The sequence below is a fragment of the Streptomyces sp. NPDC001292 genome (genome assembly GCF_042896465.1).
In the GTDB taxonomy this organism is placed as follows: Bacteria; Actinomycetota; Actinomycetes; order Streptomycetales; family Streptomycetaceae; genus Streptomyces.
In genome coordinates this window covers 1-22,311 of sequence record NZ_JBIAXG010000073.1, presented here as the reverse complement: position 1 = coordinate 22,311, position 22,311 = coordinate 1, and the positions used below count along the sequence as shown (strand labels likewise).

The following is a 22,311-nucleotide window of genomic DNA, read 5'->3' as shown; positions in this document are numbered from 1 at the left end:
ATCCTCCGGCGGGTCCGTCATCGGAACACCCCCGCGTCGGCGGGGAGGACACGACCGTCACGCGGTTCTTCTGTCGCGTCCACGGAACACCCCCGCGTCGGCGGGGAGGACGGGGTTTCTCTATCCCCAGATCTTCCCAAAAGCGGAACACCCCCGCGTCCGTGGGGGTGTTCCGCCGCGACGGCGACGCAATGCCCAGTGCCTTAGGTCCTCCCCGCCGACGTTGATGAGGACGGTCGAAAACGACCAGGGATGCTGCTCGCCTCAGTTCGTTCGTTGTTCAACGGAGTGGGGAGTGCTGGGGAGCGATCAGCGTGATGTTGAGTGGTTGTTCGGCGCCTCCCGTGCCATTGGGCCTGATCACGCGCAATAGGGTGCTCGGGATCGGGATCGCGGTTGGCTTGGGAGGGACAGGTGATGAAGGTCATCGAGCATGAGCTGACGGCCCCTTGGGAGGCGGTCCTGCTGGAGCCGACCGCGGCTGCCAGCACGGGGGTCGTCGTGCTGGCGGGGTCGAGCGGTCGGGTGGACCGGCAACGCGCCCGGCTGCTCGCCGAGCAGGGCTTCCTTGCCCTGGCGATCCGCTGGTTCGGCGGCCTCGGACAGCCGAAGGGGATCTGCGAGGTGCCGCTGGAGACATTCGTCGCCGCGGTGGACCTGCTGCGGTCGCGCGGGGCGGAGCGCGTTGGTCTGCTCGGCTTGTCCAAGGGAGCCGAGGCTGCGCTGCTGACCGCGGTGCACGAGCCGCGCGTCGATGTAGTGGTCGCCATGGCACCGACTTCGCTGGCCTGGTGCAACGTCGGGCCAGGGCTCGATGGTCAGTCACGCCCGTATCGCTCTTCGTGGAGCTGGCGCGGGTGTCCGCTGCCGTTCGTCCCGATGGATGATTCCTGGAAGCCCGCCAGGCGGGAAAACGGTCCGGTGGCGATCCGCGGCTGGTACGAACTGAGCGAGGAGACGTTCGCCCGGCATCTGGATGCTGCGGCGATTCCTGTGGAGAAGGCACGCGCTGATGTGTTGCTTGTCGCCGGCGGGGACGACGCGATGTGGCCGTCGCTGCGGTATGCCGAGCAGTTGGCAGCGCGACGTCACCAGGCAGGCGCCCAGGTCCGCGTTGTGGTCCGTGAGGATGCCGGACACCGGCCGCGTTTCCCCGGCGAGAGCCCGGCCGCGCCTTCGGAGACCTTTCTGTATGGAGGATCAGCGGACGCCGATGCTTTGCTCGGCAAGGCTGCCTGGGCGTCCATCCTCAACCTGCTCGGTCCTGCTTAGCCTCGATCCACCGAGTGACTCGCGTCCTGTGGATGAGCAATCAAGAAGAGGTGCCCGCTGACCTGCGATGATGGGAGTTCTGACGCTTCCAGCACGCACAATCAGCAAGGCACCTCGTAGATGCAAGTTTCCCACACTCCGGCAGCGGTCTCCGCTGTGTTCGATGACCCGAACCTGATCGCGCATGCCGGACTCGTCCCGGTGATGCGGCTGGCCGAACGGTGCGGGCTGTCGGACCTGGTGACGCAGAAGGTGAAGCTGACTGGGGCGAGGAACGGTGCGGGGGCTGCGGCGGACGCCAAGGTCACCAGCATCGTGGGAGGCATGGCTGCGGGCGCGGACAGCATCGAGGACCTTGGAGGCTTGCGGCACGGTGCGATGCCGACGCTGTTCAGCGGTATCCGCGCCCCGTCCACGCTTGGCACCTTCCTTCGCGCGTTCACCCACGGTCACGCCCTCCAACTCCACGCTGTGCACCGCAGATTCCTGGCCGCGCTGGCCGCGCACACTCCACTGCTGCCTGGCTCAGTGCGTGTTGTCCTGTGTCACCGAGTCGTCCCTGACGCGGTCGCTCTGACCTGCGAAGAGGAATCTTGAGTGGCGAAGTAGCCGTGAACCGCGGGTGCCACCGTTCGGAGATGTGGAGAGTTTTCGCCAGTGGATCTTGCTGGTTCGTGAGGATGCTTGGGGAGAGCTGCTGCGGCGAGTTCGACGGCGTCGGGGTAGATCGCGGCGTGGGTGTAAGCGTCGAGTTCGGTTGAGATGCAGCGGTGGTGATTGTGGGTCTGCAGTGCGAGGAGCCGGTATCTCCAGTGGTGCGGAACTGCGGCTGGGGAGGCCGGCCAGGGCGGGACGGCTTCGACCGCAGTTTGGTGGGCGAGGGTGAGTTGCTGGGGTGTGAAGCGGCGGAGGAGGCGGTTCACCCGGCGCTGGGCGGTGGTGATCTCCGGGCATGTGGAGAGGTCGAGGTGGGGTTCTCCGACATCGCTGAGCCAGATTCCGTGCCGCGTGCAGACCTTGTGGTGAACCGGGAGGTGGACGGGGATGGGCTGGCGGATGCCGAGGCGGGCCGTGCACCGGTGGCAGGCGGTTGTGGCCCGGACGGGGCCTTCGTCGGTGCCGAAGGCGGGTAGTGCGTGAGCCAGGCTGGCGGTAGTGGTGCTGGTGAGGTGGGCGAGTTCGTGCAGGGCATGGGTGCCTGCGGGGGCGAGCATGTGGTGCTGGGCTCGGTCGTCGAGGTTGTTGGTCTTGGCGGAGAACCAGGTGGGCAGTACTGCCAGTACCTCGGTGACGGTGAGGTGGTTGGCCTGGGCGATGCGGGCCAGGTAGGAGTTGAGGGTTTCCCCTGCGATCGGGGCGACTCGCTGTGGCAGCACCGGTGTCCGCTCCTGCTTTCGGGCGAGCGTGCGGGACATCCCGGATGGGATCTGGGGATTTTCCTCCTGAGAGTTGTCTTCCCTGCGGCTGGCCGGGACCAGCACTCGGCGGTCCAGCTCGCGGTAGAAGGTTGACCGGCTGCCCTGGAAGCCGAGGTCGGCTACTTCTTTGAACAGGGCGCTGGGCCGCAGGTGCGGATCCTCGGTGAGTCGCTGACGGCAGTAGCTGGCGAGGGGTTCGGTGAGCAGACTTGGCCGTGGGGCCCGAATCCCCGGCGTTCTGCGGCCGTTGATGTAGTCGCGGACGGTTTGGTGGCTATGGCCGATGTGGTCGGCGATGGCCTGCACCGGCCATCCGGCCGCATGCAGGGTGAGGATCTTCTCGGCTCGTTCTCGGGGCAGCATGGGTGTTGATCACGTGGCGGGTGGCCGTGGGGACTGGGAAGTGAAGTCGGCGTCGACGGCGTCGAGGGCCTTCTTGGTGATCTTCTCGGTGCCGTCCAGGACCGCGTTGATGGCAGCACCGCGGATTAGCCAGAGCAGGCTCCCGATCATCCCGTGGGTGCGTTGGTGCAGGTATCGGTCGAGTCTGGTGAGGGCACCGGGCCGGTGGCGGTGGAGCCGCAGGCTGTCTTCCAGGGCTGCAATCAGCGCGGTCCACTGCTGGTCCTGGCCGAATGGTCCGGTGCGGACCATGCCGAACCGGCCGGCGATCTGCTCTCCGCGGGCGCCGGAGAGCAGTCCGGTGCGTTCCAGGCTGATCCCGGCGTAGACGAAGGTGGCCGGGATGCGTTCGGAGAAGTACTTCAGGGTGTCGGAGGCTTCGGCGCCGGCGCGTGTGGCGGTGTTGAGGTTGTGGAGTTCGTCGACCGCAACGAGGGTCACACGGGCGTCCGTACTGACGCCGCAGACCGCGTCGGCGATGTCGGTGATGTTGCTCCTGGTGGAGATCGGCAGGTCGAAGAACCGGGCGAACTCCATCGCGATCATCTTGGGGGTGGCGGCGGGTGGGACAGTGATGTAGATGACCGGGATGTCGCTGGAGGAGTTCGGGTGACGCCGTCGGTGGATCACCTCGACGGTCTTGCCGAGTTGGGTGAGTGCGGTGGTCTTTCCTGTTCTGGCAGGGCCGGACACCATCAGGCCGCATCGTCCGTAGTGAGCGTTCTTGTTCATCTGGATTAGTCGGCGGCCCGAGGTGATGACCTGGCGGATCGTGGGAGTCTGGACCACCAGCAACCGTGAGTGGTGGTCGATGCGGTCATCGTCGTAGCAGGCTCGTTTGTCGTCCGCGAGACCCGACCAGATCGCCTCGGGCAGCAGCTCCGGCATTGTGGGTATCTCGGTGACGAACCCGCGCCAGCCCGGCAGCGTAGTCAGCTGCAGATGCCCGTACCTGTCTGTGGAATCCCCGCCCTGTCCCGGCACCTGGCTCACCACCGCTTGTCCGCTTCGGTGAACGGGTCGAAGATCGGCATCGGGATCACCTGGGCGACGTTCTCCTCGGGAGCGTCGTCTGCTTGATCCGCTTCTCCGTCTGCAACGTGGTCGGCAGGGGGCCGGGCCTCGGGCGTGATGGGGGTGGACGGCGGACTGGACTTGGTGCGGGCGGCGACGCGACGGTCCCGGCGGCTGAGGCGGGGTCTGCTGCCTGCGTCACCGCTGTCAGCGGGACCCTGATGGGCTCGTCGCAGCAGGTCGGCGACGGCATCGGCGAGTTGTTCCTCACTCCCTCCGGGCAGGGTGCGGCGGGTATGGTCCCAGGCCAGTTCGCCGAACGGGGCAGCGACGCGGTGCAGCTGTTTCCAGAACAGGGTGATCCAGCCGCCCTTCCAGTGGTCACGGACCCAGACGCGGGACACGTCGTAGGGGTCGTAGTGGATCTCCCACAGATCCTTGCGGTCCTTGACCCCCGACCGCTGCTGCCGCAGCGGGTTCAGGGCCTGGTCGTCGTAGGTCCGGTGTTTGATCTTCACGCCGTAGGCGTTGATCGCCCGCCAGGTCGCGGGCAGCAGCTCGATGTAGTCATCAGCCGACAACGCGACCGGGACATAGCCCGCCGTCTCGACGAGGGCGGCGTACTTCTCGTTCGGGCTGAACATCCGCCCGGGGTGAAGGGGGTCGCGCAGTCCGTCGTGGGGCCGGCTCTGCCAGACCACGATCCACTCGTCCAAGAGCTCCTGCAGTTCCAGCAAGGACCAAAGCGGCTGCTGTTCGACGTGCCGACCGCGCCGCTCGGCGTTGAAGCCGGTGTAACCGGCCACGAACTGGGCAAACAGAGTTCCGACCGAACCCAGCATCCGCTCGATGTGGCCCTTCTCCCAGCCCGATGCGTCGTGAACCGGCTGGAAATTGATGCCCAGGAAGTTGCAGGAGGCCCGGAAGTTCCGGGAGATGAACACCTTCCCCTGGTCGACCACGATGGTCTCGGGGACGATGACCGGCCGGGCAGCGGCGTGCTCCAGACGCGCGTCGATGTCCAGCAACCGCCTGAACGGCAACGCCGAGCGTGACATCGCCAACGCCTGGGCCCAGCCAGGCCGCATGGGCTCAGGGGTGACGGTGCGGGCCAGCAACACGCTGGCGTCCACGGACTTGGTCGTCGGCCGCAGCACCGCCGCGGTCACGCTCCTGGTCGCGACATCGATCATGCCGGTCATATCAACTCGGGTGGCGACCCCGTCGTCCAGGCGGACCAGCACGTCCAACGGGGTGGAGTCCATCTGCATCAACTCGCCCGGCGCCACTGCTGTTCTTTCGCCGAACGGCCCGTCGGGGCGGTCCGCCAGCGACCGGCGGGTGCGGGCCGAACCGGTGGTGTGCTTGCCCGCCGACAGCTTCTCCAGCAGACGGTAGAGACTGCGCTGCGAGGGCAGCTCCACCGCACCCCGGCCGTGATCCGCCTCCAGGATCTGACCGGTCCGCCAGAACAGGTAAGTCGCCGTCCGGGTGGAGCCCTGGGCGGCCTCGGCGACTGCCTTCCGCATCGCCTCCACCACCAGCGGGTCCACCCGGCCGTGTGCGCTGACGGGCTTGGTGGACCGGTGGTCGGCCATCCCGACCACTCCGCGGGCTTCATAGCGGCGGCGACGCTTGGTGATCGCACTCGCTGTCACTGGCCACCCCGCAGCGGTCAGTTCCGCTGCCTTGGCCTGCTCGCGGCGGGTTAGCGACACAACCGCCGGGTCGTACTCCGGCTTCGGCCTCGTGCCAGCAGGTGCCTGCGGCGGAACCCCGCGCAACACCTCCACGATGTGCTGTTCCCACCACAGTGCCTCCGCCGCTACTGCCTCCGGCAGACCCTCCAACGGCGTGGTCGGCGGAACCGGTGTCCGCGACGACGCGCGTACCACTTCGAAGTCCTCGGCCGCCGACAACTCGATCAGGCCGATGTCGGTGACCGCACCATCCGTGTCCGCCAGACGCACGGTCGTGCCGGACACCGCGATCACTGTGTGCAGGCCCTCGGCCATTCGTACTCGATCACCGATCGACACTCCGACAGGCCGCCGCGGTCGACGTCCCTCGTTCACCACGAGCCCCCCGATGGACCAGCGGCCCGCACCAGCGTGGTGGGGCCAAGCCGCTCATGCGCGAGATCGGCCACCAGTTCCTGCCTCCACATCAGGTGAAACAGCGCGGGCAGGACCGCCAGCCGGTCCCCGACGTCCTCGGCTCCCGTCAGCAACGGCGTCGGTGCTGCGAATGTCTCCTGTAACCGGGCTGCGATCTCAGGTCTGTCGGCGCAGCGCGGGTGCCGATAGCGGGCCAGCCACCGCAGATTCGCCATCAGCGCAGGATCAGGGGTGCCGACGTGCTCAAACTCCCAGCCGACCGCCGAACAGGCCAGATCGGTGGCTGCGAACGCCTCGGCGGTCCGCTCGTCGACCTGGTCCTCGGCACGAACATCGACCACGCGAGCACGGCCGTCGGCAAGCCGTACGAAGTAGTCCGGGGCATGGCGCCGCTTCTCTTTCCCGTCGTGCCAGTGCAGCCAGAACGGCTGCGAAGCGATCCCCACAACGTCCGGATCGAAGTCCAACATGATCAGCCGGTCCTGTTCCAACCACGACTCGAACCCCACATGACGTCCAGTCGAAGCGGCCCACCACCAGCCTGGGAAATGCCCGAGTCCGCGCGACCAACGAAACGTCCGGACCGGAGTTGCCTCCTCCCACGCCAGCCCGTGGCACTGAGCCAACGGAGCAACCCGCTCGTGGCCTCCAGTACCGCCGAATCGGAGCGTGAACCCACCTCCGGCCGCTTCATGCTCCGAAGCAGCCACGACGCTCACCGGATCAGCTCGCCCAGCAGTTCGTCATCCACCCGCAGCGGCGCGAGCAGGTCGCGGACGTATGCCTCCCGCTTGATGACGGACGCGGCTGTCCACCACTCGCCCAGTCCGGCCAGGTGGTTGCGGATCCTCTCCACCTTCTCCGGGTGCCCGGCCGCGTCACGCCAAGCGGCCCAGTTCTTGGCCGGCTCCGCCGTTGCCAATGCGTCCACCAGCTTGTGCTGGACCGAAGCGATGAACGGGCTCCCGAAGTACACATCCTCCTGGCCGTCGAACTTTCGGTCGAACAGCATCTTGTGCACAGCCCGGACCTCGTCGATCGAGTCCAGATGCACGAGCGGTATGACACCGTCTCCGGCCACGAGCCCACATCCCCGGTCTGAGCAATCACGTACCGAGGAAACCGTAGTGGCAACAGAGTGGGTTTGAGCAAGATTCACTGACAAAGAGGAAGATCGACTGTCACAGGACACGTGTTTCTCATCCCGTGGCTCGTGTCGAGAGCTCTTAACGGGTGATCTGTCTCAGCGAAGACTGAGCGATTCTCATCGAAGGTTGGGTGACTGCTCTGGTCCGATTCGCTCGTCGGCTCGCGTTCACAGCGAGCGGTGGAAAAATGGTGGACAAAGATCGTGCGAGCGGCAGACTGACCCGTGTGAAACGACTGCTGGTGGATGTGGAGAGCGTCACTACGCGGTTGGTACGTCGATTCGGTCCCCAGGTTGCCGAATGGTGCGCTCACACGCCGGATCTCATCGCGCGGCTGACGTCCCAGTGGGGTCTTTCGCTCGGTGAGTGCGTTGTGGCAAACCGGAGCTCGTTCGAAGCCTGCGTGCGGGTGATCATTCGGACAGGGATGCCGGTGCGGTCGTGGGCATGAAGAAACGGGCCCCTTGGTAGTGACGTGGTTGTTGAGGCCGGTCACGAGCAAGGAGACCCGTTGTCTGACGAGTTGACCATCCCTGCTGTGCCTGCGTCCACCTCGGTCACCCCTGGGTGTGACTGCTACGTCCACAGGTTCGGTTCGATCGCTCCCGGACGGCGGGTGCGGTGCTATCCGAGTGACATGACGGATGCGGAGTGGGCCGAGGTCCGCTCCGCGATGCCGGTGCCGGCCTGGCTCCTGAAGCGGGGCGGGCGTCCGGAGGCGTACTGCCACCGTGAGATGCTCGACCAATGCCACGAAGTTAAGGATTCGGTGGTGGCGTCAAGATGTCGGGGAGGGTGATCTTGTAGGTGCTCGGAGCGGTGCGGACGAGCCCGGATCCACCGGTTGATGTCTGGCAGTAACGTTGCCGGGAACGAGGAAGTGCCCCGCGACCTGCGATGATGGGAGTTCTCTACGCTTCCACCACGCACGATCAGCAGGGCACTTCTGAGATGCAATCTTCCCATGCCGCGGCGAAGGTCTCCGCACGGTTCGATGATCCGAATCTGATCGCGTACGGCGGGCTGGAGCCGCTGGTGCGCCTGGCAGAGCGGTGCGGACTGCCGGAGCTGACCGGCGAGCTGGTACGGCTGCCGGCCTCGAAGGACGGCACTGGCTCGTTCCCCGCTGCGAAGGCGATGGCTCTGATCGCGGGCATGGCCGCGGGGGCGGACAGCATCGACGACATGGACAGACTGCGGCACGGAGCGATGCGGCGCCTGTTCACCGGGGTGCGGGCACCCTCCACGCTGGGCAGCTTCCTGCGGTCCTTCACCCACGGACACGTGAAGCAACTGCACGCCGTCGCCCGCCGGTTCCTGCCCCGCCTGGCCGCGCACACCCCGCTGCTGCCCGGCGCGGACCAGATCGCCTACCTCGATCTGGACGACACCATCAAGCCGGTCCACGGCTATGCCAAGCAGGGCGTCGGCTACGGATACAACAAGGTCAAGGGCCTGAATGCGCTGATCGCGACGCTGTCCACCCCGCTGGCCGCCCCGGTGATCGCCGCCACCAGACTGCGCAAAGGAGGCGTGAACTCGGCGCGCGGAGCAGGCTCGTTCGCCGCCGAGGCAGTCCGGACCGCCACCGCCTGCGGCGCCAAGGGCACGCTGATCGTGCGGGCGGACTCGGCCTACTACGCCGCCGAGGTGATCGCCGCCTGCCGCGCGGCAGGCGCCCGCTTCTCCGTCACCGTGCGGATGAACGCCTCCGTCAAGGAGGCCATCGCCACGATCGACGAAGGCACCTGGACGCCAATCAAATACCCCAAGGCGGTGTGGGACGCCGAGGAGGAACGCTGGATATCGGACGCCGAGATCGCCGAAATCCCCTACACCGCTTTCACCTCGAAACCGAAGAAGCAGCAGGTCACCGCGCGCCTCATCGTGCGCCGTGTCAAGCGGCTGAACCCCGCGGCCGTGCCCGAGGGCCAAGGCGAGCTGTTCACCGCCTGGCGCTACCACGCCGCGTTCACCGACACACACCTGCCGCTGGCGGACGCCGAGCGTGATCACCGACGCCACGCAGTCGTGGAACAGGTGATCTCCGAGTTGAAGAACGGCCCGTTCGCGCACGCCCCCTCGGGCAACTTCCAGGCGAACGCCGCCTGGCTCGCGCTGGCCGCCATCGCCTTCAACCTCACCCGCGCCTGCGGGACCCTCGCCGACACCTTCCACGCCCGCTCGACCTGCGCGACCATCCGCGACCACCTCATCAACGTGCCCGCCCGCCTGGCCCGTTCGGCCCGCCGTCTCATCCTGCACCTGCCCGAACGCTGGGCCTGGCAACACGCCATCGAAGCCCTGTTCCACGCCGTGCACACCCCGCCCCAACCGGCCTGACCAGCCCATATCCGACCCGCCCGCCAGGGCCCGAGACCTGTGGACATGTGGAAGAGCTGGGCAGACCAGCGGTCCCTCCACGCCCGCAACCGAACAGCCCGCCCCGATCACCGAAAACAATCACTCACGAAGTGAGCCGGTGGATCCGGGACGAGTCGGTCGTTGCGGGCCCAGTAGCACAGTTGCGCAGTGAGACTGCTGAGGGGGCGTCCAGAGGTGGGGAGTCCGAGACGCCGGGCGATATCCCGGGTGTGCATGGCCTGGTTGGAGTTCGCAGCCAGGATCTGGCAGACCTGGCCCCAGCGGCCGGAGAGGGCCCGGCTCGGGTCCTGCGCGCTGGGCAGGGCGGGTGGGTGGACGGTGATCTCGATGCCGGTGATCGGGGTGCTGTCGCGTGGACGCCCGTCGCGGTTCCAGATGTTGTAGCGGGAGGTTCCGCACTTGACGATGCGGGTGGACAGCCGCATCCGGCGCCCAGGAAGCAGTGCGTGCAGGACGCGGGCGCCGATGTGTCCTACCAGGTCGGGGTGGCTGTCCGGCCCTGATGCCGCGGTTGTCCCGGCGAGGCTGACGACCGTGTCACGGGCGGCCTCTAGGGCGATGGTGAAGCCGGCCCGGTCCGGATCGCAGCCGGGCATTGTCTCCACCGCGGTCACCATGACCGAGCGCAGGGCCTGGTAGAGGGTGAGTAGTCCCCACATCTCCTGGTTGAGGCCCACCGGGTCCTTCGAGCGTAGGACTCGGCCTTTGAGCAGGGTGTGACGTAGTGCCAGGTAGGTGACCTCGATCTCCCAGCGCTCGTGGTAGAGACGAACCAGGTGGTCTGCGGGATCGGTGCGGTGGTCGCTGAGTGTGGTGAGCAGGCGGTAGGTTCCGCCGAAGTCCCCGCCGTCGGCGGTGCGGGCCCGGATCTCGGCCTCGATCACCCGCAGACGGAGGCCTCCGAGCCGGGTGAGGTAGGAGCCATCTGACAGCAGCGCCAGCACGGGCGGTCGTCGGGTGCTGGTGGCACGGATCAGGAACTGGGCCCCCTGGGCTGCGATGTCCGCGAGCAGTTCATTGCTGTCGAAGGCGCGGTCCGCCAGCAGGAGCATGTCCGAGGTCAGGTGGCCGGCCAGATCATGGGCGTAGTCGGTCTCGCCTTTCGAGGCCGGTCCGAAGACGGCGGCGATCAGGCCGCGGGTGCCTGTTTCGCACAGGGTCATGAGCATCAGCCGGGGGTAACCGGTCGGGCCATGGCGACGCTCGGTGCGGCCGAGCCATGATCGGTTGCGCTCGTGGTCGGGGACGTTCAGGCTCCCGCAGCCGTCGAAGGCGACCGTACGCCAGCGGCGGTAGCGCACTCCGGGCGTGGAGGGCTGGGCCAGCGGGCCGGCAAGTACGTCGAACAGCTGCTTGAAAGGGGCCACGCCGACTCGTCGGCGCAGATCACGAAGGGCCTTCTCCGAGGGCTGCGGCACCCGGAGGCCCAGTCCGGCCACGAGTTTGCCCCACACCAGTCCGGTGCCCAGATGCTCGAACAGCCCGAGCGCGAGGACAAGGTACACCCCGACGCGAGAGGGGAGGCTCCGCAGCCGTTGCTCGTGCGCCCCTGTCTCGTCCAGCACCGCGTCCACCAACTCGGGTGGGATGACCTGGGTTAACTCGCCGATATGACCAGGCGCGAACACGTTGGTTCCGCCCGTGACAGACTGGGCCACTGGGTCTCTGCTTTCTCAGGAAGATCTTGGTCGATCCCCTGAATAGCAGAGGCCCCTCCTCATCTCACCCGCCTTTGACATTCACGGCGAGCGCTTAACTTCGCGGCATTGGATGCTCGACGCTGTGCGCTACCTGGTCGACAACGGCGTGAAGTGGATGGCCATGCCGGTCGACTTCCCGTACTGGCGGGCGGTCTACGACTTCTTCCGCCGCTGGCGGACCTGCGACTACGTGCGTGAGCTGCACGAACGCCTGCGCCTCACGGCGAGGGAACGCTCAGGCCGCAACGCCGAGCCCAGTGCGGGAGTCATCGACAGTCAGTCGGTGGATGCCTCCGAGACCGTCGGTGAGGACAGCCGCGGATACGACGGCGGCAAGTCACGTGACGGACGCAAGCGTCACGTCCTGACCGATACCGAGGGTCTGCTCCTCGAGGTGACCGTGACCACGGCCGATGTGCACGACTCCAAGGCCGCCCCCGTGCTGCTGGAGACGTTCATGGACCAGCCGGGCCGGCTGCTGAAGCTGGTGTGGGTCGACAGCGCCTACCAGGGTCCGGCGCTGGCGAAGGCGTTCGCCCGCCACGGAGTGCGCGTCGAGGTCGTGCGCCGCTCCGACGGGCGGCGCGGATTTGTCGTACTGGCCCGCAGGTGGGTGGTGGAGCGCACGCTGAGCGGGCTCTCCCGATCACGCCGCCTCAACCGCGACCACGAACGACGCCTCGACCACCACGCCCAGATGGTGTGGTGGGCCGCCGTGATCAGGCTGTCCCGGCGCCTGGCCGGGGACGCTCCGCACTGGCCGGACAAGCGCCCCGGCCGACTGTCCCGGGTGCGGGCGTGAACCGTCCGTCCTTCGCCCGCACCAGCCAGCCCCGCTTCTCCAGCACGTAGGCACGGTGCCGGATCTTCTCCACCTCGTTCTTGATCTCCGCTTCCCGGCCCACCGCCCGCGTCAGCTCCACCCCGTTCACCGGCCCCGAAGCGGCCACCACCGCGGCGAACACCTCCCGATACAGGCCGCCGAGCGCCTCCTCGCCCATGCCCGACCGCCACACCGGCGGCCGCTCGCCATGCCCCGCGCTGGAGACGCTCGATCCCACGGCGGCAGCCATCTCACCACCAGACGGCACGGAAACCGGCGTATCACCCGGGCTCTCCTCGGCCAGCACCGACACGAGCTCCTCACGCCCCACCCGGGCCCGCTCGACTCGCTCCCGCGCGGCATCCACCTCCGCCTGAGCCTGCTCCAGGACCTCCGTCCAGGACTCCAGATCCTGCCTCGCCCGCGCCTCACGCTGTTCCATCAACCCCAGCACCGACGGCATCGCGCCCTCCTCGATCAACAACAAGCCGTCCGCTGCCTGCCCCTACCCCGTCGCGGTCATGCCCCGCACGCGAAGAAGCCCCTGCTCATCGAACAGGGACTCCCTTTGCCACAACGCACTAAAGCCAAGTTTAGACCGACCGGCAAATGGTGGCGCTGGACACGAGACAGGCACGGGCCTGAGTGATCATGGAGTCCTACCTTTCAAGCGTGGGTTTCCGCTGGTCATTCGTAGGATCGGTGGGCCCAGGGGCTCCGGGTATGGCTGTCATGGAGGAGCCGATCGGATGGCTCAGAGAACATGGCCGCCCGGAGCCCCGCGACGACTCGACCGCCAATTGGGATACGCGACTTGATCGCTCTGTAGGACTACGTCGGCGAGGTCGTCTGCGGGATGGACTGACGACGAGCTGACGGAGGTGGCCGTGCCCCAGATCTGGGCCGGGATGGACATCGGCAAGGAGCATCACCACTGTGTGGTGATCAACGAGCGGGGCGAACGGCTGCTGTCCCGCCGAGTCCTGAATGACGAGGCGGCCCTGCTGGAGCTGATTCGCGACGTCCTGGACATCGACTCGGAAGTGCTGTGGGCGGTGGACGTCAACCACGGCGGCGCTGCGCTGCTGATCGGTCTGCTGCTCAACCACGGTCAGCCCATGGCCTACCTCACCGGCCTGGCCGTCCACCGCGCGTCCGGCACCTACCGCGGCGAGGGCAAGACCGACGCCAAGGACGCCTTCGTCATCGCCGACCAGGCCCGCATGCGCCGCGACCTGGGCCTGCTGCGGCCCGGCGACGAAATAGCCGTCGACCTGCGCATCCTCACCACCCGCCGCACCGACCTCGCCGGCGACCGCACCCGCCAGATCAACCGGCTCCGCGCCCAACTGCTGGAGTTCTTCCCCGCGTTGGAACGCGCGCTGGACCTGACCAACAAGGGTCCCGTCATTCTCCTGACGGGATACCAGACACCGGCCGCCATCCGCCGCGCCGGCGCGAAGCGTATCGAGACCTGGCTGCGTAATCGCAAGGTCCGAAGCGCCGCGGCCCTGGCCAAGGCCGCCCTGGAGGCAGCGCAGGCCCAGCACACCGCACTGCCCGGCGAAACACTGGCCGCCGGCATGGCGGTCCGTCTCGCGAAGGCGGTGATGACCCTCGACGAGGAGATCGCCGAGCTCGATGCGCTCATCGAGGCCCGGTTTCGTGAGCACCCGCACGCCGACGTGATCTGCAGCCTGCCCGGAATGGGCACTCAGCTCGGTGCCGAGTTCATCGCAGCCACCGGCGGCCACATGACCGCCTTCGCGAGCGCCGACCGTCTTGCCGGCTACGGAGGCGTGGCCCCCGCTGCCCGCGACTCCGGCCGCGTCAGCGGCAACCACCACCGCCCGCGGCGCTACCACCGCGGCCTGCTGAGGGTGTTCTACCTGTCGGCGATGGCGAGCCTGAAATCCTGCCCAGCATCGCGGACCTACTACGACCGCAAACGCGCCGAGGGCAAGGGACACAAGCAGGCCCTGATCGCGCTCGCACGGCGGAGAGTGAACGTCCTCTGGGCGATGATCCGTGACGGAGCGTGCTACCAATCCGCACCGAGTGTCGCACCCGCGGTTTGACAACGGCATTGGGATGTTCTCTACGCTCAGTGATCACCGGAGGGCCCGTGCCTGTCCTGCCATCTTGCCTGCTCGAACCCCTGTGGGACCAGTTCGCCGCTCTACTGCCCGCACGCGATGACTATGCGCCGACCCACCCGCTGGGCTGTCACCGTCGCCGGGTCCCGGACCGGCTCGTCTTCGAGCACATCGTGCAGGCCCTGGTCCACGGCACCGGATACGAGCGGATCGCCAGTCCGGGCTGCTCGGACCGCACCATCCGACGCCGCATCCAACTCTGGTCGCAGATGGGCATATCAGAGCAGGTCCACGCCCTGGCGCTCCAGGCGTATGACCGGATGATCGGCCTTGAGCTGGCCGAGATCTCCGTGGACGGCTGCATCACGAAAGCCCCCTCGGGCGGCGAGAAAGCCGGACGCTCCCCGGTCGATCGGGGCAAGCAGGGACTGAAGCGATCGATGGCCTCCGACGCGGCCGGGGTCCCCCTGGGGATCGTCTCCGCAGGCGCCAACCGGCACGACTCACTGCTGCTCGGCCCCACCCTCGAAGCAACGAAAGCACAGGTGGGAGCACTCCCGGAGCAAGTGAACGTCAATCTCGACCGGGGCTACGACAGCGCCAGGACTCGCGCCCTGCTCGACGAGTTCGGCTTCACCGGCGAGATCGCCCGCAAGGGCGTCCCCGCACCGATCCAGGCCGGCAAGCGGTGGGTGGTCGAGCGTTCCCACGCGTGGATGAACGGCTACGGCAAGCTGCGACGCTGCACCGAGAAGGACGGCAGCGCCGTGGACTTCTACCTCTACCTCGCCGCCGCTTTCGTCACGCTCCGCGTGCTCATCCGCCGCTCGACGACCCGCTACCGCTGGGACGACCGCCCCACCACCCGACGCCTCAAGTGATCCATTTGCCGGTCGGTCTTAGCCGTGGGAGGAAGCCAAGTGGATGGCTCAGCCGCCCATCCAAGTTGCAGTGCGTCATCGGGCAACGGTGAGTGGAACGTCGCCTTCGATGGCTCCGCGAAGGACACGCGCTACCTGCTCGCCCGGCTGCAGGCTGCACAGCGCCGGGTAGACCGGTCGCCTCAGAGAGACGTCCTCGGGCTCGCGTCCGCGATTCGCGGATGCGAGCCCGTTCCAACGGCCTCGCAAACCCCGAACGGTTGATCACCTTGGGACAGCGCGTGAAGTAGCGGGCAGGGCCGCCTCTCTCCGGCCGCGGCCGCATCCACCCTCCGGCAAGAGCCGTGCCGTCAGCCAGCTGGTGCACTGCCATGACCGGCTGGGCAGGCACCCACCTCGAGACATCACTCTTTCAGGCGCATGCGTGACAGAAGAACACGCATCGAATCTGAAGAAAAACTGTTCTGGCCACAGTAGACATTGACTCATCCCGGGGTTACAGTTTCCGTTGTACTCAGGAAGTCGATGAGGGCACGGCAGACACGAACTGCCGCGCATGCACGTCAAGCAGGACGCGGCCTCGCAGGGGCCGCGAGCAGTACCCGCAGGATCCAGCAGTACAACCGAGTAACCGAAAGTAAGGAGCAGACGCCATCAGGATCGCCCGGGTGAGGAAGAGTCCGCCCGGGTACCGCAGGCCCCCGGATTGGAAGGTGGTCCCCGGTCACGCATCCGCGATCCCCGCAGCCCCGCCCTCCCAGGCGAAACCTGCGGACATAGAAGGCCGGCACAGTGCGCCGGTAGATGGTGTTGAAAGCTCGGGGCCTGGGTGCCGTACGGCACCCAGGCCCCCCGACGCGTCCGCTGAAAGAAGAGGTCTATGCTCCCTGCCGATTCCCGTCCCGTCGACAATCTCGACGATGACGACTACCCCGCCTACACCATGGGCCGGGCCGCCGAGATGCTCGGCACCACCCCCGCCTTCCTCCGCGCCCTCGGCGAACACCGCCTGATCACCCCGCTGCGCTCCGAGGGCGGACACCGCCGCTACTCCCGCTACCAGCTGCGCATCGCCGCCCGTGCCCGCGAACTCGTCGACCAGGGCACCCCGATCGAGGCGGCCTGCCGCATCGTCATCCTCGAAGACCAACTCGAAGAAGCCCGGCGCATCAACGAGGAACTGCGTACCCAAGGCCGCGAGTCGCAGTCGAAGACCTCGCCAGACAGATGACACGCCCTCTCGCCCGTCGGCAAAACAGCCTGCCCATCGCCCTACCTCGACAGGCTCAAGCGGCCTGATCGGCCCAGTCACCTCAGGCGGCCCGCGGGATTCCCGCCGGGATCGTCGGCCAGCACGATGGCGGCCTTGACGCGCTTGCCCACCGGTTCACGCCGGACCTCGAAGCTACGGCACACCGCCATCGCTATCTCCAGGCCGTGCTGCCCGACCCGACCCGGATCCGTTGGACAGGCGGCCGGCAGCGTCGCATCTGTGTCCCAGATACTGACCTCCACGGCACCGTCGACAACCTCCAGGTCCAGCAGGCACGGTCCGGGCGCGTACTTGTACGCGTTGGTCACCAGCTCGCTGACCACCAGTTCGACCATGCCCATTGCACGCTCCGACACTGGGATCCCGTGAACAGCCTGCACCTCAGTCATGAAACGACGCGTAGCGCTCCACAATGGCTTCACCGGGCCTGACCTCGGGGAACGCGCCCGTCCAGCAGTCCGGCAGGCAGGCCTCGTGCTCGTACGGATGCTCTATCTGGTCACCACGCGGATCTTCGCGTGGCTCGTTCTGATGTGTCGATCCTCCGCAGCGAAGGAGGTGGAGATACTGATCTTGCGGCACGAGGTCGCGGTGTTGCGCCGGCAGGTCGCCGCCCCAAAGCCCGGCTGGCCGGACCGGGCGCTGCTGGCCGCGCTCGCCCGGCTCCTGTCCCGGGTGCTCCGGGGCCACCGGATCGTCTCCCCGCGCACCCTGCTGGCCTGGCACCAGCTCCTCGTGAAGCAGAAGTGGACCCAGCCGCCCTCCCCGGGCCGCCCGCCACTGTCCGACGAGCTGCGCGACCTGATCATCCGGCTCGGTGCCGAGAACTCCCGGTGGGGGTTCCGGCGGGTGCACGGCGAACTGCGCCGGCTCGGGCACCAGGTCAGCGCGGCGACCGTCCGCCGCGTCCTGCGCGCCGCCGGGCTCGGCCCAGCACCGCGCCGACGCGCGGCACGCCGTGAGTGGACCTGCTTCCTCAAGGCCCAGGCCGGCGGCCTGCTTGCCACCGACTTCTTTCATGTCGACACCATCGGACTGCAGCGGCTGTACGCCCTGTTCGTGATGGAGGTGCGCACCCGCACCGTGCACGTCCTCGGCGTCACCGCCCACCCCACCGCCGCCTGGGCCACCCAGCAGGCCCGGCAGCTGCTCTGGCAGCTCGGCGACCGCGCCGCCGACTTCACCCACCTGATCCGGGACCGGGACGCGAAGTTTACCGACGCCTTCGACGCCGTCTTCGCCAGCGAGGGCATCACCGTGGTTAAGATTCCTCCCCGCAGCCCGAACTGCAATCCCCACGCGGAGCGGTTCGTACGCTCGGTGCGGGAGGAGTGCACCGACCGGCTCCTGATCTTCGACCGCGGCCACGCCGAGAAGATCCTCCACGACTACGCCCAGCACTTCAACCGGCACCGGCCCCACCAGGGCCGGAACCAGCTCGCACCTCACGACGACCCCGATGTCATCCCCCTCCCGACGGCCCGGACCGAACGTCGGCAAGCCGTTGCCGGCCTGATCAACGAGTACCACCGCGCAAGCTGACCTTCCGACAAACCATCAGGCCAGAGACGGTGAAGCCATTCTGGAGCGCTACGGGGCTGTCCAAGTCCACCGTGGGACGGATCTGGCGCACCTTCGGCCTCAAGCCCCACCAGGTGGACACGTTCAAGCTGTCCAATGACCCCCAGTTCATCGACAAGGTCCGCGACATCGTGGGCCTCTATCTCGACCCGCCGGAGAAGGCCCTGGTCCTGTGCGTCGACGAGAAGTCTCAAATCCAGGCGCTGGACCGCTCGGCGCCGGTGCTGCCGATGATGCCGGGCATGCCCGAGCGCCGCACCCACGACTACGTCCGCCACGGCATCACCACCCTGTTCGCCGCCCTGGACGTGGCCACTGGTGAGGTGATCGGCTCCATCCACCGCCGCCACCGCGCCGCTGAGTTCAAGAAGTTCCTGGCCAAGCTGGACAAAGAGGTCCCCGCCGGCCTCGACGTCCACCTGATCTGCGATAACTACAGCACACACAAGGCGCCGACGGTCCGAGAGTGGCTGGAGGCTCATCCCCGTTTCCATATGCACTTCACACCCACCTACTCATCCTGGCTCAATCAGGTCGAGCGGTGGTTCGGCCTCCTGACCGACAAGAAGATACGACGCGGAGTCCACAAGAACCTCCAGGCCCTGGAACGCGACATCCGCTCCTGGATCGCGAAGTGGAACAAGGACCTGAAGCCCTTCGTCTGGACGAAGGACGCCGACGAGATTCTGCAACGCCTCGCCACATATCTTGATCGAATCCCCGGCGCAGGACACTAGCGGAACACGGTTTCACAGACGAAACCGCATCTCCACCCTGTAGGGTTCCAAAAAGTCTCGCACATGCTCTGAGCTGTGTGTTCGCCAGTTTTCGTGATCTTCGTCAGGCTGCGTTGTGGTACTCGTGGATGAGTCCGCCGAGGGTGTCGTGGCGCTGGATCCGCTGCCCGGGGAGCGGGTCGCCCTGTGTTGGACCTGCCGGGAGAGGCCGGCGTCCTGGTCGGCATGGACGAGGTGGTGGTCGACCGCGAGCCGGTCGTGGAAACGTGCCACCGCTGAGGAGACCCGGACATGGCGTCTGGCGACCCGGACATGAAGGCGTCGACACCGCACACTGCGATGCCGGCCTCATCTACGGCCGCGCTCGGCCTGCTCCCAGACCTCAGCGCAGGAGCGGCCCGGGTTGCCCAGCGCGTCCTGACGCCGGCCGCCGCGATCTGGCACAACTTCCGGACGGGCCAGGCGGTCAGCCGCTCACTGACCGTCTTCGACCACTGATCGTATTCAGTAAAGACTCGTCCAGGATGGCGTCGTCGGGTCAGTGGTCCGTGGAGCTTGCAGCTCGGCCAGGTGATCGGCGATGACGGCGCGCAGCGCGTCCGGGGTGTTGACGTCCGGGCGCATGGCGGCGTGCACGGCGAGCCCGTCCAGCAGGGCGTGCAGTCGGGCGGCCTCCCGCTCCGGGTCGCGGCCGGGACCGATGAGGCCGGCCACGAGACCGCGGCAGCCCGCGCGGAGCATGTCGTACCCCTCGTCGCGCAGGGCCCGCAACTCGGGGTCCGTCATGGCGCGGGCGGTGAAGGCCAGCCACACCTCGTTCTCCGCTCGCCGCTGGTCGTCCAGCGGCAGCAGTTCCGCGAGTACACGCGCGGCACGCTGCCGCGGGTCGCCGTCCGAGGGCAGTGCCGCGATCCGCTGCTCGATCCCGTCGATGACCATCCGCAGTGCGAAGGTCATCAGCTCGGACTGGCTCGCGAAGTAGTGCCTCAGTGAGCCCATCGAGAGTCTTGCCTCCCGGGCCACGTTGCGGACCGAGGCGTGCTCCAGGCCGTCGCGCCGGACCACCCGCCATACCGCTTCAGCCAGCTCTCTGCGACGGATCCGGGGATCGACCACCTTGGGCATGGACCTTTTATAGCACAGGCGTGCTACATTCGACTCCAATGCTTCATGGCACGGTCGTGCTAAATAAATCGCGGAGGCTCCCATGCAGCTCACCCGCCCCACCACCGACCCTGAATCCGACTCGGCCCACTGCAAGCCCTTGCTGCGTTCACGGGCCCTATGGGCAGCCACCCTCGGCTGGCTGGCCGTCAACGCGCTCGTCGTCGCCGTCGCGGGAGACCGATTGCCCTTCACCTGGGCATCCAGCACCGGGCAGAAGACCGCGGACCACCTCCTGGAAGCCAACGTCGGTCTTGTCGAGGTTCTGCTGCTGATCGCCCTCGTCGGTCTGCTCACTCGCCGACGGCCCCGGCCCGACCTCGCCGCCCGAACTCCCAAGCGCGCCCAGGCGCTGCGCGAGACCCTCCTGCTGCTGGCCTACGGAGCGGCCGGACTCGCCTTCGGATACGTCCTCGCCCGCTCACTCGGCTGGCACCCCTTCGGCTTCCACCTCGCCGGCACGCTCTACGGCACCCATGAACACGTCACCCCGACCGAGGCCGTCACCTGGGCGCTCTACAACGTGATCGTGTACGCCCTCGTACCTCTGCTGTACTTCCGCCGTCGCTATACCGCCGAACAGCTCTTCCTGCGCTCAGCCGACCGCCGGGCCGACACCGTCCTGGTCGCCATCGTGCTGGTCGTCGAGTCGGTGGTGCAGCTCCTGGTACTCGAACCCGAGACCCTCGAACTGGGCGGCCGCCGACTGCTCGTGGGCCTGCCACTCACCTTCACGCTCTACCTCGCCGGCGCGGTGCTCCCCGCCATGATCTTCATCTACGCGATCCTGCTCCCCCGCGTGCTCAAGCTCACCGGCTCGACCGCCGCCACCGTGGTCGCGGGCGGCCTCGCCTACGCCGCCCTGCACCTGTGGGACGCCTGGACGCGGTTCGGCTCGCTCGAAGACGCGCTGCTGTCGGGGGCGTTCCTGCTTCTCACCTATTTCGCCCCAGGCATGATGAAGGCGGTGCTCACCCTGCGCACGGGCAACGCCTGGGTCCACGTCTGGGCGTACCACGCCCTGGCCCCGCACACCCTCGCGGACACCCCTCATGTGGTGCACATCTTCCGCGTCTAGCGCGACGTCCGCGCGGGTTGCGTCCAAGACAAGTGGTGATCTTCACGATGGCTTCGAGGGCGTCTGCCTCCGCGCTTGCAACACTGCTGCTCGTGGGCACGCCGCCTAGGGTGCGGGCGTGACCCCGCAGGCATATCCCTCCGGGCACTGTCACGTTGGTGAGGTGGGGGTGTCTGATGGTGTCGGGGTGTGGGTCGTCGGCCCCGGGCGGCGGTCTGGGTCAGAGTGTTTTGGGCAGGGTGGCGCGGCCGGTGATCTGGTCCCAGATCGTGAATCGGGTGCTCATCTCGGTGCGGTACTCGGTGGCGGTCATCAGATGCCGACGGGGTCGGAAGTGGGGTGAGATGCCGCTGAACGCGGACAGGAATCTCTGTGCTCCGCCGACCGAGCGGAAGCCCTTCATGGCGCGTTCGCGCTGCCGAATGGGTTTATGGGAGTTCTCGGCCCGGTTGTTCAGGCCCTTGTGGGAGCGGTGCTCCACCGACGGCATTGCCTCGCGGTGGGCGGCGCCGTAGGAGCGGAGCTTGTCGGTGACGATCACTCGTGGCACCGACTGGGTGGCCTTCATCAGCTTCCTGAAGAACCGCTTGGCCGCGGCCTTGTCGCGGCGGTTCTGCACGAGTACGTCGAGCACGTTGCCGTCGGCGTCCACCGCCCGCCACAGCTACTTGCGCTCACCGTTGATCTTCACGAAGACCTCGTCCAGGTGCGTTGGCGTAAGCCTGCCCGAACTTCAGGCACCACCGCCGGATGGTCTCGTGGGAGACGACCACACCCCGCTCCAGCATCAACTCCTCGACCTCGCGGAAGCTGAGCGGGAAGCGGAAGTACAGCCACACGCAGTGCGAGATGATCTCCACCGGGTACCGATGACCCTTGTACAACGGCGGCACACTCTCCACAGACGGTCCCCTCGCCCGCCCGATCAACCCCAAGATCATCCCACGTCGTCAGCCAACGTGACAGTGCCGCGCCACGCGGTCTCGTACGTTGCGGTCTGCTGCTCGCTCCACGGCTCGCGGGCGGGCGGCCCGTACTGGTCGCGTAGCTGCTCGACCTGCGCCTGCGCTGCGTCAGCTGCGCGCTGCACTCCACGAGTTCTTCGAAGGTGTGTACCACGTGCGGATCCTTAGAGTTCACGCGGATAGGCGTGTGGTCAGGGTCGGCGGTTCGGGCGTTCGTCCCAGCGGTGTGACGTCCATGCCCGTCGGATCAGGCTACG

At 67.4% G+C, this 22,311-nt stretch carries 18 protein-coding genes, 4 pseudogenes and 1 CRISPR repeat array (1 of these 23 only partly in view); of the genes and pseudogenes, 12 read left to right on the top strand and 10 right to left on the bottom strand.

Annotated features, from left to right (window positions below):
• Nucleotides 1–172: a CRISPR direct-repeat array (repeat unit 29 nt; unit sequence CGGAACACCCCCGCGTCGGCGGGGAGGAC); it reaches 162 nt to the left of the window's first position.
• Nucleotides 173–417: 245 nt separating this feature from the next.
• Both ACFY4A_RS39940 and ACFY4A_RS39935 read left to right on the top strand, forming a co-directional pair.
• Entirely contained in the window at nucleotides 418–1,272 is an 855-nt protein-coding gene (locus ACFY4A_RS39940) for an acyl-CoA thioester hydrolase/BAAT C-terminal domain-containing protein (protein WP_390834221.1), read from the top strand.
• Nucleotides 1,273–1,392: 120 nt separating this feature from the next.
• Nucleotides 1,393–1,785, top strand: a pseudogene (locus ACFY4A_RS39935) (IS1380 family transposase); the annotation flags it as partial.
• Nucleotides 1,786–1,817: 32 nt separating this feature from the next.
• On the opposite strand, the gene ACFY4A_RS39930 reads toward ACFY4A_RS39935, so the two are convergent.
• From ACFY4A_RS39930 to ACFY4A_RS39910, 5 genes are all read right to left on the bottom strand, one after another.
• On the bottom strand, nucleotides 1,818–3,053 hold the full coding sequence (locus tag ACFY4A_RS39930) for a TniQ family protein (RefSeq protein WP_390834220.1): 1,236 nt from the start codon (nucleotides 3,051–3,053) through the stop codon (nucleotides 1,818–1,820).
• Between the two features lie 9 nt (nucleotides 3,054–3,062).
• A complete protein-coding gene (locus ACFY4A_RS39925; protein ID WP_390834219.1) occupies nucleotides 3,063–3,980 on the bottom strand; it encodes a TniB family NTP-binding protein in 918 nt (305 codons plus the stop codon).
• Nucleotides 3,981–4,081: 101 nt separating this feature from the next.
• Complete coding sequence (locus ACFY4A_RS39920) at nucleotides 4,082–6,121, bottom strand: Mu transposase C-terminal domain-containing protein (protein WP_390834218.1); 2,040 nt, start codon at nucleotides 6,119–6,121, stop codon at nucleotides 4,082–4,084.
• A gap of 56 nt (nucleotides 6,122–6,177) precedes the next feature.
• The gene (locus ACFY4A_RS39915) at nucleotides 6,178–6,933 is read right to left on the bottom strand and encodes a TnsA-like heteromeric transposase endonuclease subunit (protein ID WP_390834217.1); all 756 of its coding nucleotides are present in this window, start codon (nucleotides 6,931–6,933) and stop codon (nucleotides 6,178–6,180) included.
• A 5-nt stretch (nucleotides 6,934–6,938) separates the two neighbouring features.
• Nucleotides 6,939–7,304, bottom strand: coding sequence for a hypothetical protein (locus tag ACFY4A_RS39910; protein WP_390834216.1), 366 nt, complete (start codon nucleotides 7,302–7,304; stop codon nucleotides 6,939–6,941).
• Between the two features lie 704 nt (nucleotides 7,305–8,008).
• Here ACFY4A_RS39910 and ACFY4A_RS39905 point away from each other — a divergent pair.
• A pseudogene (locus ACFY4A_RS39905) lies at nucleotides 8,009–8,116 on the top strand (IS5/IS1182 family transposase); the annotation flags it as partial.
• Between the two features lie 206 nt (nucleotides 8,117–8,322).
• Complete coding sequence (locus ACFY4A_RS39900) at nucleotides 8,323–9,714, top strand: IS1380 family transposase (protein WP_390834215.1); 1,392 nt, start codon at nucleotides 8,323–8,325, stop codon at nucleotides 9,712–9,714.
• A gap of 107 nt (nucleotides 9,715–9,821) precedes the next feature.
• On the opposite strand, the gene ACFY4A_RS39895 is transcribed toward ACFY4A_RS39900, so the two are convergent.
• Nucleotides 9,822–11,414, bottom strand: a complete 1,593-nt coding sequence (locus ACFY4A_RS39895) for an IS4 family transposase (protein ID WP_390834214.1) — start codon at nucleotides 11,412–11,414, stop codon at nucleotides 9,822–9,824.
• A gap of 61 nt (nucleotides 11,415–11,475) precedes the next feature.
• Here ACFY4A_RS39895 and ACFY4A_RS39890 point away from each other — a divergent pair, with 61 nt between their 5' ends.
• Complete coding sequence (locus tag ACFY4A_RS39890) at nucleotides 11,476–12,258, top strand: IS5 family transposase (RefSeq protein ID WP_390834227.1); 783 nt, start codon at nucleotides 11,476–11,478, stop codon at nucleotides 12,256–12,258.
• Here ACFY4A_RS39890 and ACFY4A_RS39885 read toward each other — a convergent pair.
• Nucleotides 12,176–12,742, bottom strand: coding sequence for a hypothetical protein (locus tag ACFY4A_RS39885; protein ID WP_390834213.1), 567 nt, complete (start codon nucleotides 12,740–12,742; stop codon nucleotides 12,176–12,178). The genes ACFY4A_RS39890 and ACFY4A_RS39885 overlap by 83 nt on opposite strands.
• A 418-nt stretch (nucleotides 12,743–13,160) precedes the next feature.
• Between ACFY4A_RS39885 and ACFY4A_RS39880 the strand changes: the two genes are divergently transcribed.
• The 3 genes from ACFY4A_RS39880 (at nucleotide 13,161) to ACFY4A_RS39870 (ending at nucleotide 16,487) form a co-directional block, all read left to right on the top strand.
• Entirely contained in the window at nucleotides 13,161–14,357 is a 1,197-nt protein-coding gene (locus ACFY4A_RS39880; protein ID WP_390834212.1) for an IS110 family transposase, read from the top strand.
• Between the two features lie 47 nt (nucleotides 14,358–14,404).
• On the top strand, nucleotides 14,405–15,256 hold the full coding sequence (locus tag ACFY4A_RS39875) for an IS5 family transposase (RefSeq protein ID WP_390834211.1): 852 nt from the start codon (nucleotides 14,405–14,407) through the stop codon (nucleotides 15,254–15,256).
• 880 nt (nucleotides 15,257–16,136) lie between these two features.
• Nucleotides 16,137–16,487 (top strand): MerR family transcriptional regulator, encoded by a 351-nt coding sequence (locus ACFY4A_RS39870; protein ID WP_390834210.1) that lies wholly within the window; start codon nucleotides 16,137–16,139, stop codon nucleotides 16,485–16,487.
• A 77-nt stretch (nucleotides 16,488–16,564) separates the two neighbouring features.
• Here the strand turns inward: ACFY4A_RS39870 and ACFY4A_RS39865 are convergent, their stop codons facing one another.
• Nucleotides 16,565–16,951: an ATP-binding protein gene (locus tag ACFY4A_RS39865; RefSeq protein ID WP_390834209.1), complete on the bottom strand. Its 387-nt coding sequence runs from the start codon at nucleotides 16,949–16,951 to the stop codon at nucleotides 16,565–16,567.
• Between the two features lie 136 nt (nucleotides 16,952–17,087).
• Here ACFY4A_RS39865 and ACFY4A_RS39860 point away from each other — a divergent pair, with 136 nt between their 5' ends.
• The 3 genes and pseudogenes from ACFY4A_RS39860 to ACFY4A_RS39850 all read left to right on the top strand — a co-directional run bounded on the left by ACFY4A_RS39860 (nucleotide 17,088) and on the right by ACFY4A_RS39850 (nucleotide 19,345).
• The gene (locus ACFY4A_RS39860; RefSeq protein ID WP_390834208.1) at nucleotides 17,088–18,071 is read left to right on the top strand and encodes an integrase core domain-containing protein; all 984 of its coding nucleotides are present in this window, start codon (nucleotides 17,088–17,090) and stop codon (nucleotides 18,069–18,071) included.
• Nucleotides 18,072–18,124: 53 nt separating this feature from the next.
• Nucleotides 18,125–18,847, top strand: a pseudogene (locus tag ACFY4A_RS39855) (IS630 family transposase); the annotation flags it as partial.
• A gap of 291 nt (nucleotides 18,848–19,138) precedes the next feature.
• Nucleotides 19,139–19,345, top strand: a complete 207-nt coding sequence (locus tag ACFY4A_RS39850; protein WP_390834207.1) for a hypothetical protein — start codon at nucleotides 19,139–19,141, stop codon at nucleotides 19,343–19,345.
• Nucleotides 19,346–19,351: 6 nt separating this feature from the next.
• Here ACFY4A_RS39850 and ACFY4A_RS39845 read toward each other — a convergent pair whose 3' ends face one another.
• Nucleotides 19,352–19,972, bottom strand: coding sequence for a TetR/AcrR family transcriptional regulator (locus tag ACFY4A_RS39845; RefSeq protein WP_390834206.1), 621 nt, complete (start codon nucleotides 19,970–19,972; stop codon nucleotides 19,352–19,354).
• An 82-nt stretch (nucleotides 19,973–20,054) separates the two neighbouring features.
• Between ACFY4A_RS39845 and ACFY4A_RS39840 the strand changes: the two genes are divergently transcribed.
• Complete coding sequence (locus ACFY4A_RS39840) at nucleotides 20,055–21,089, top strand: hypothetical protein (protein WP_390834228.1); 1,035 nt, start codon at nucleotides 20,055–20,057, stop codon at nucleotides 21,087–21,089.
• A gap of 220 nt (nucleotides 21,090–21,309) precedes the next feature.
• Here ACFY4A_RS39840 and ACFY4A_RS39835 read toward each other — a convergent pair.
• Nucleotides 21,310–22,030: pseudogene (locus ACFY4A_RS39835) on the bottom strand (IS6 family transposase).
• Nucleotides 22,031–22,311 lie beyond the last annotated feature (281 nt).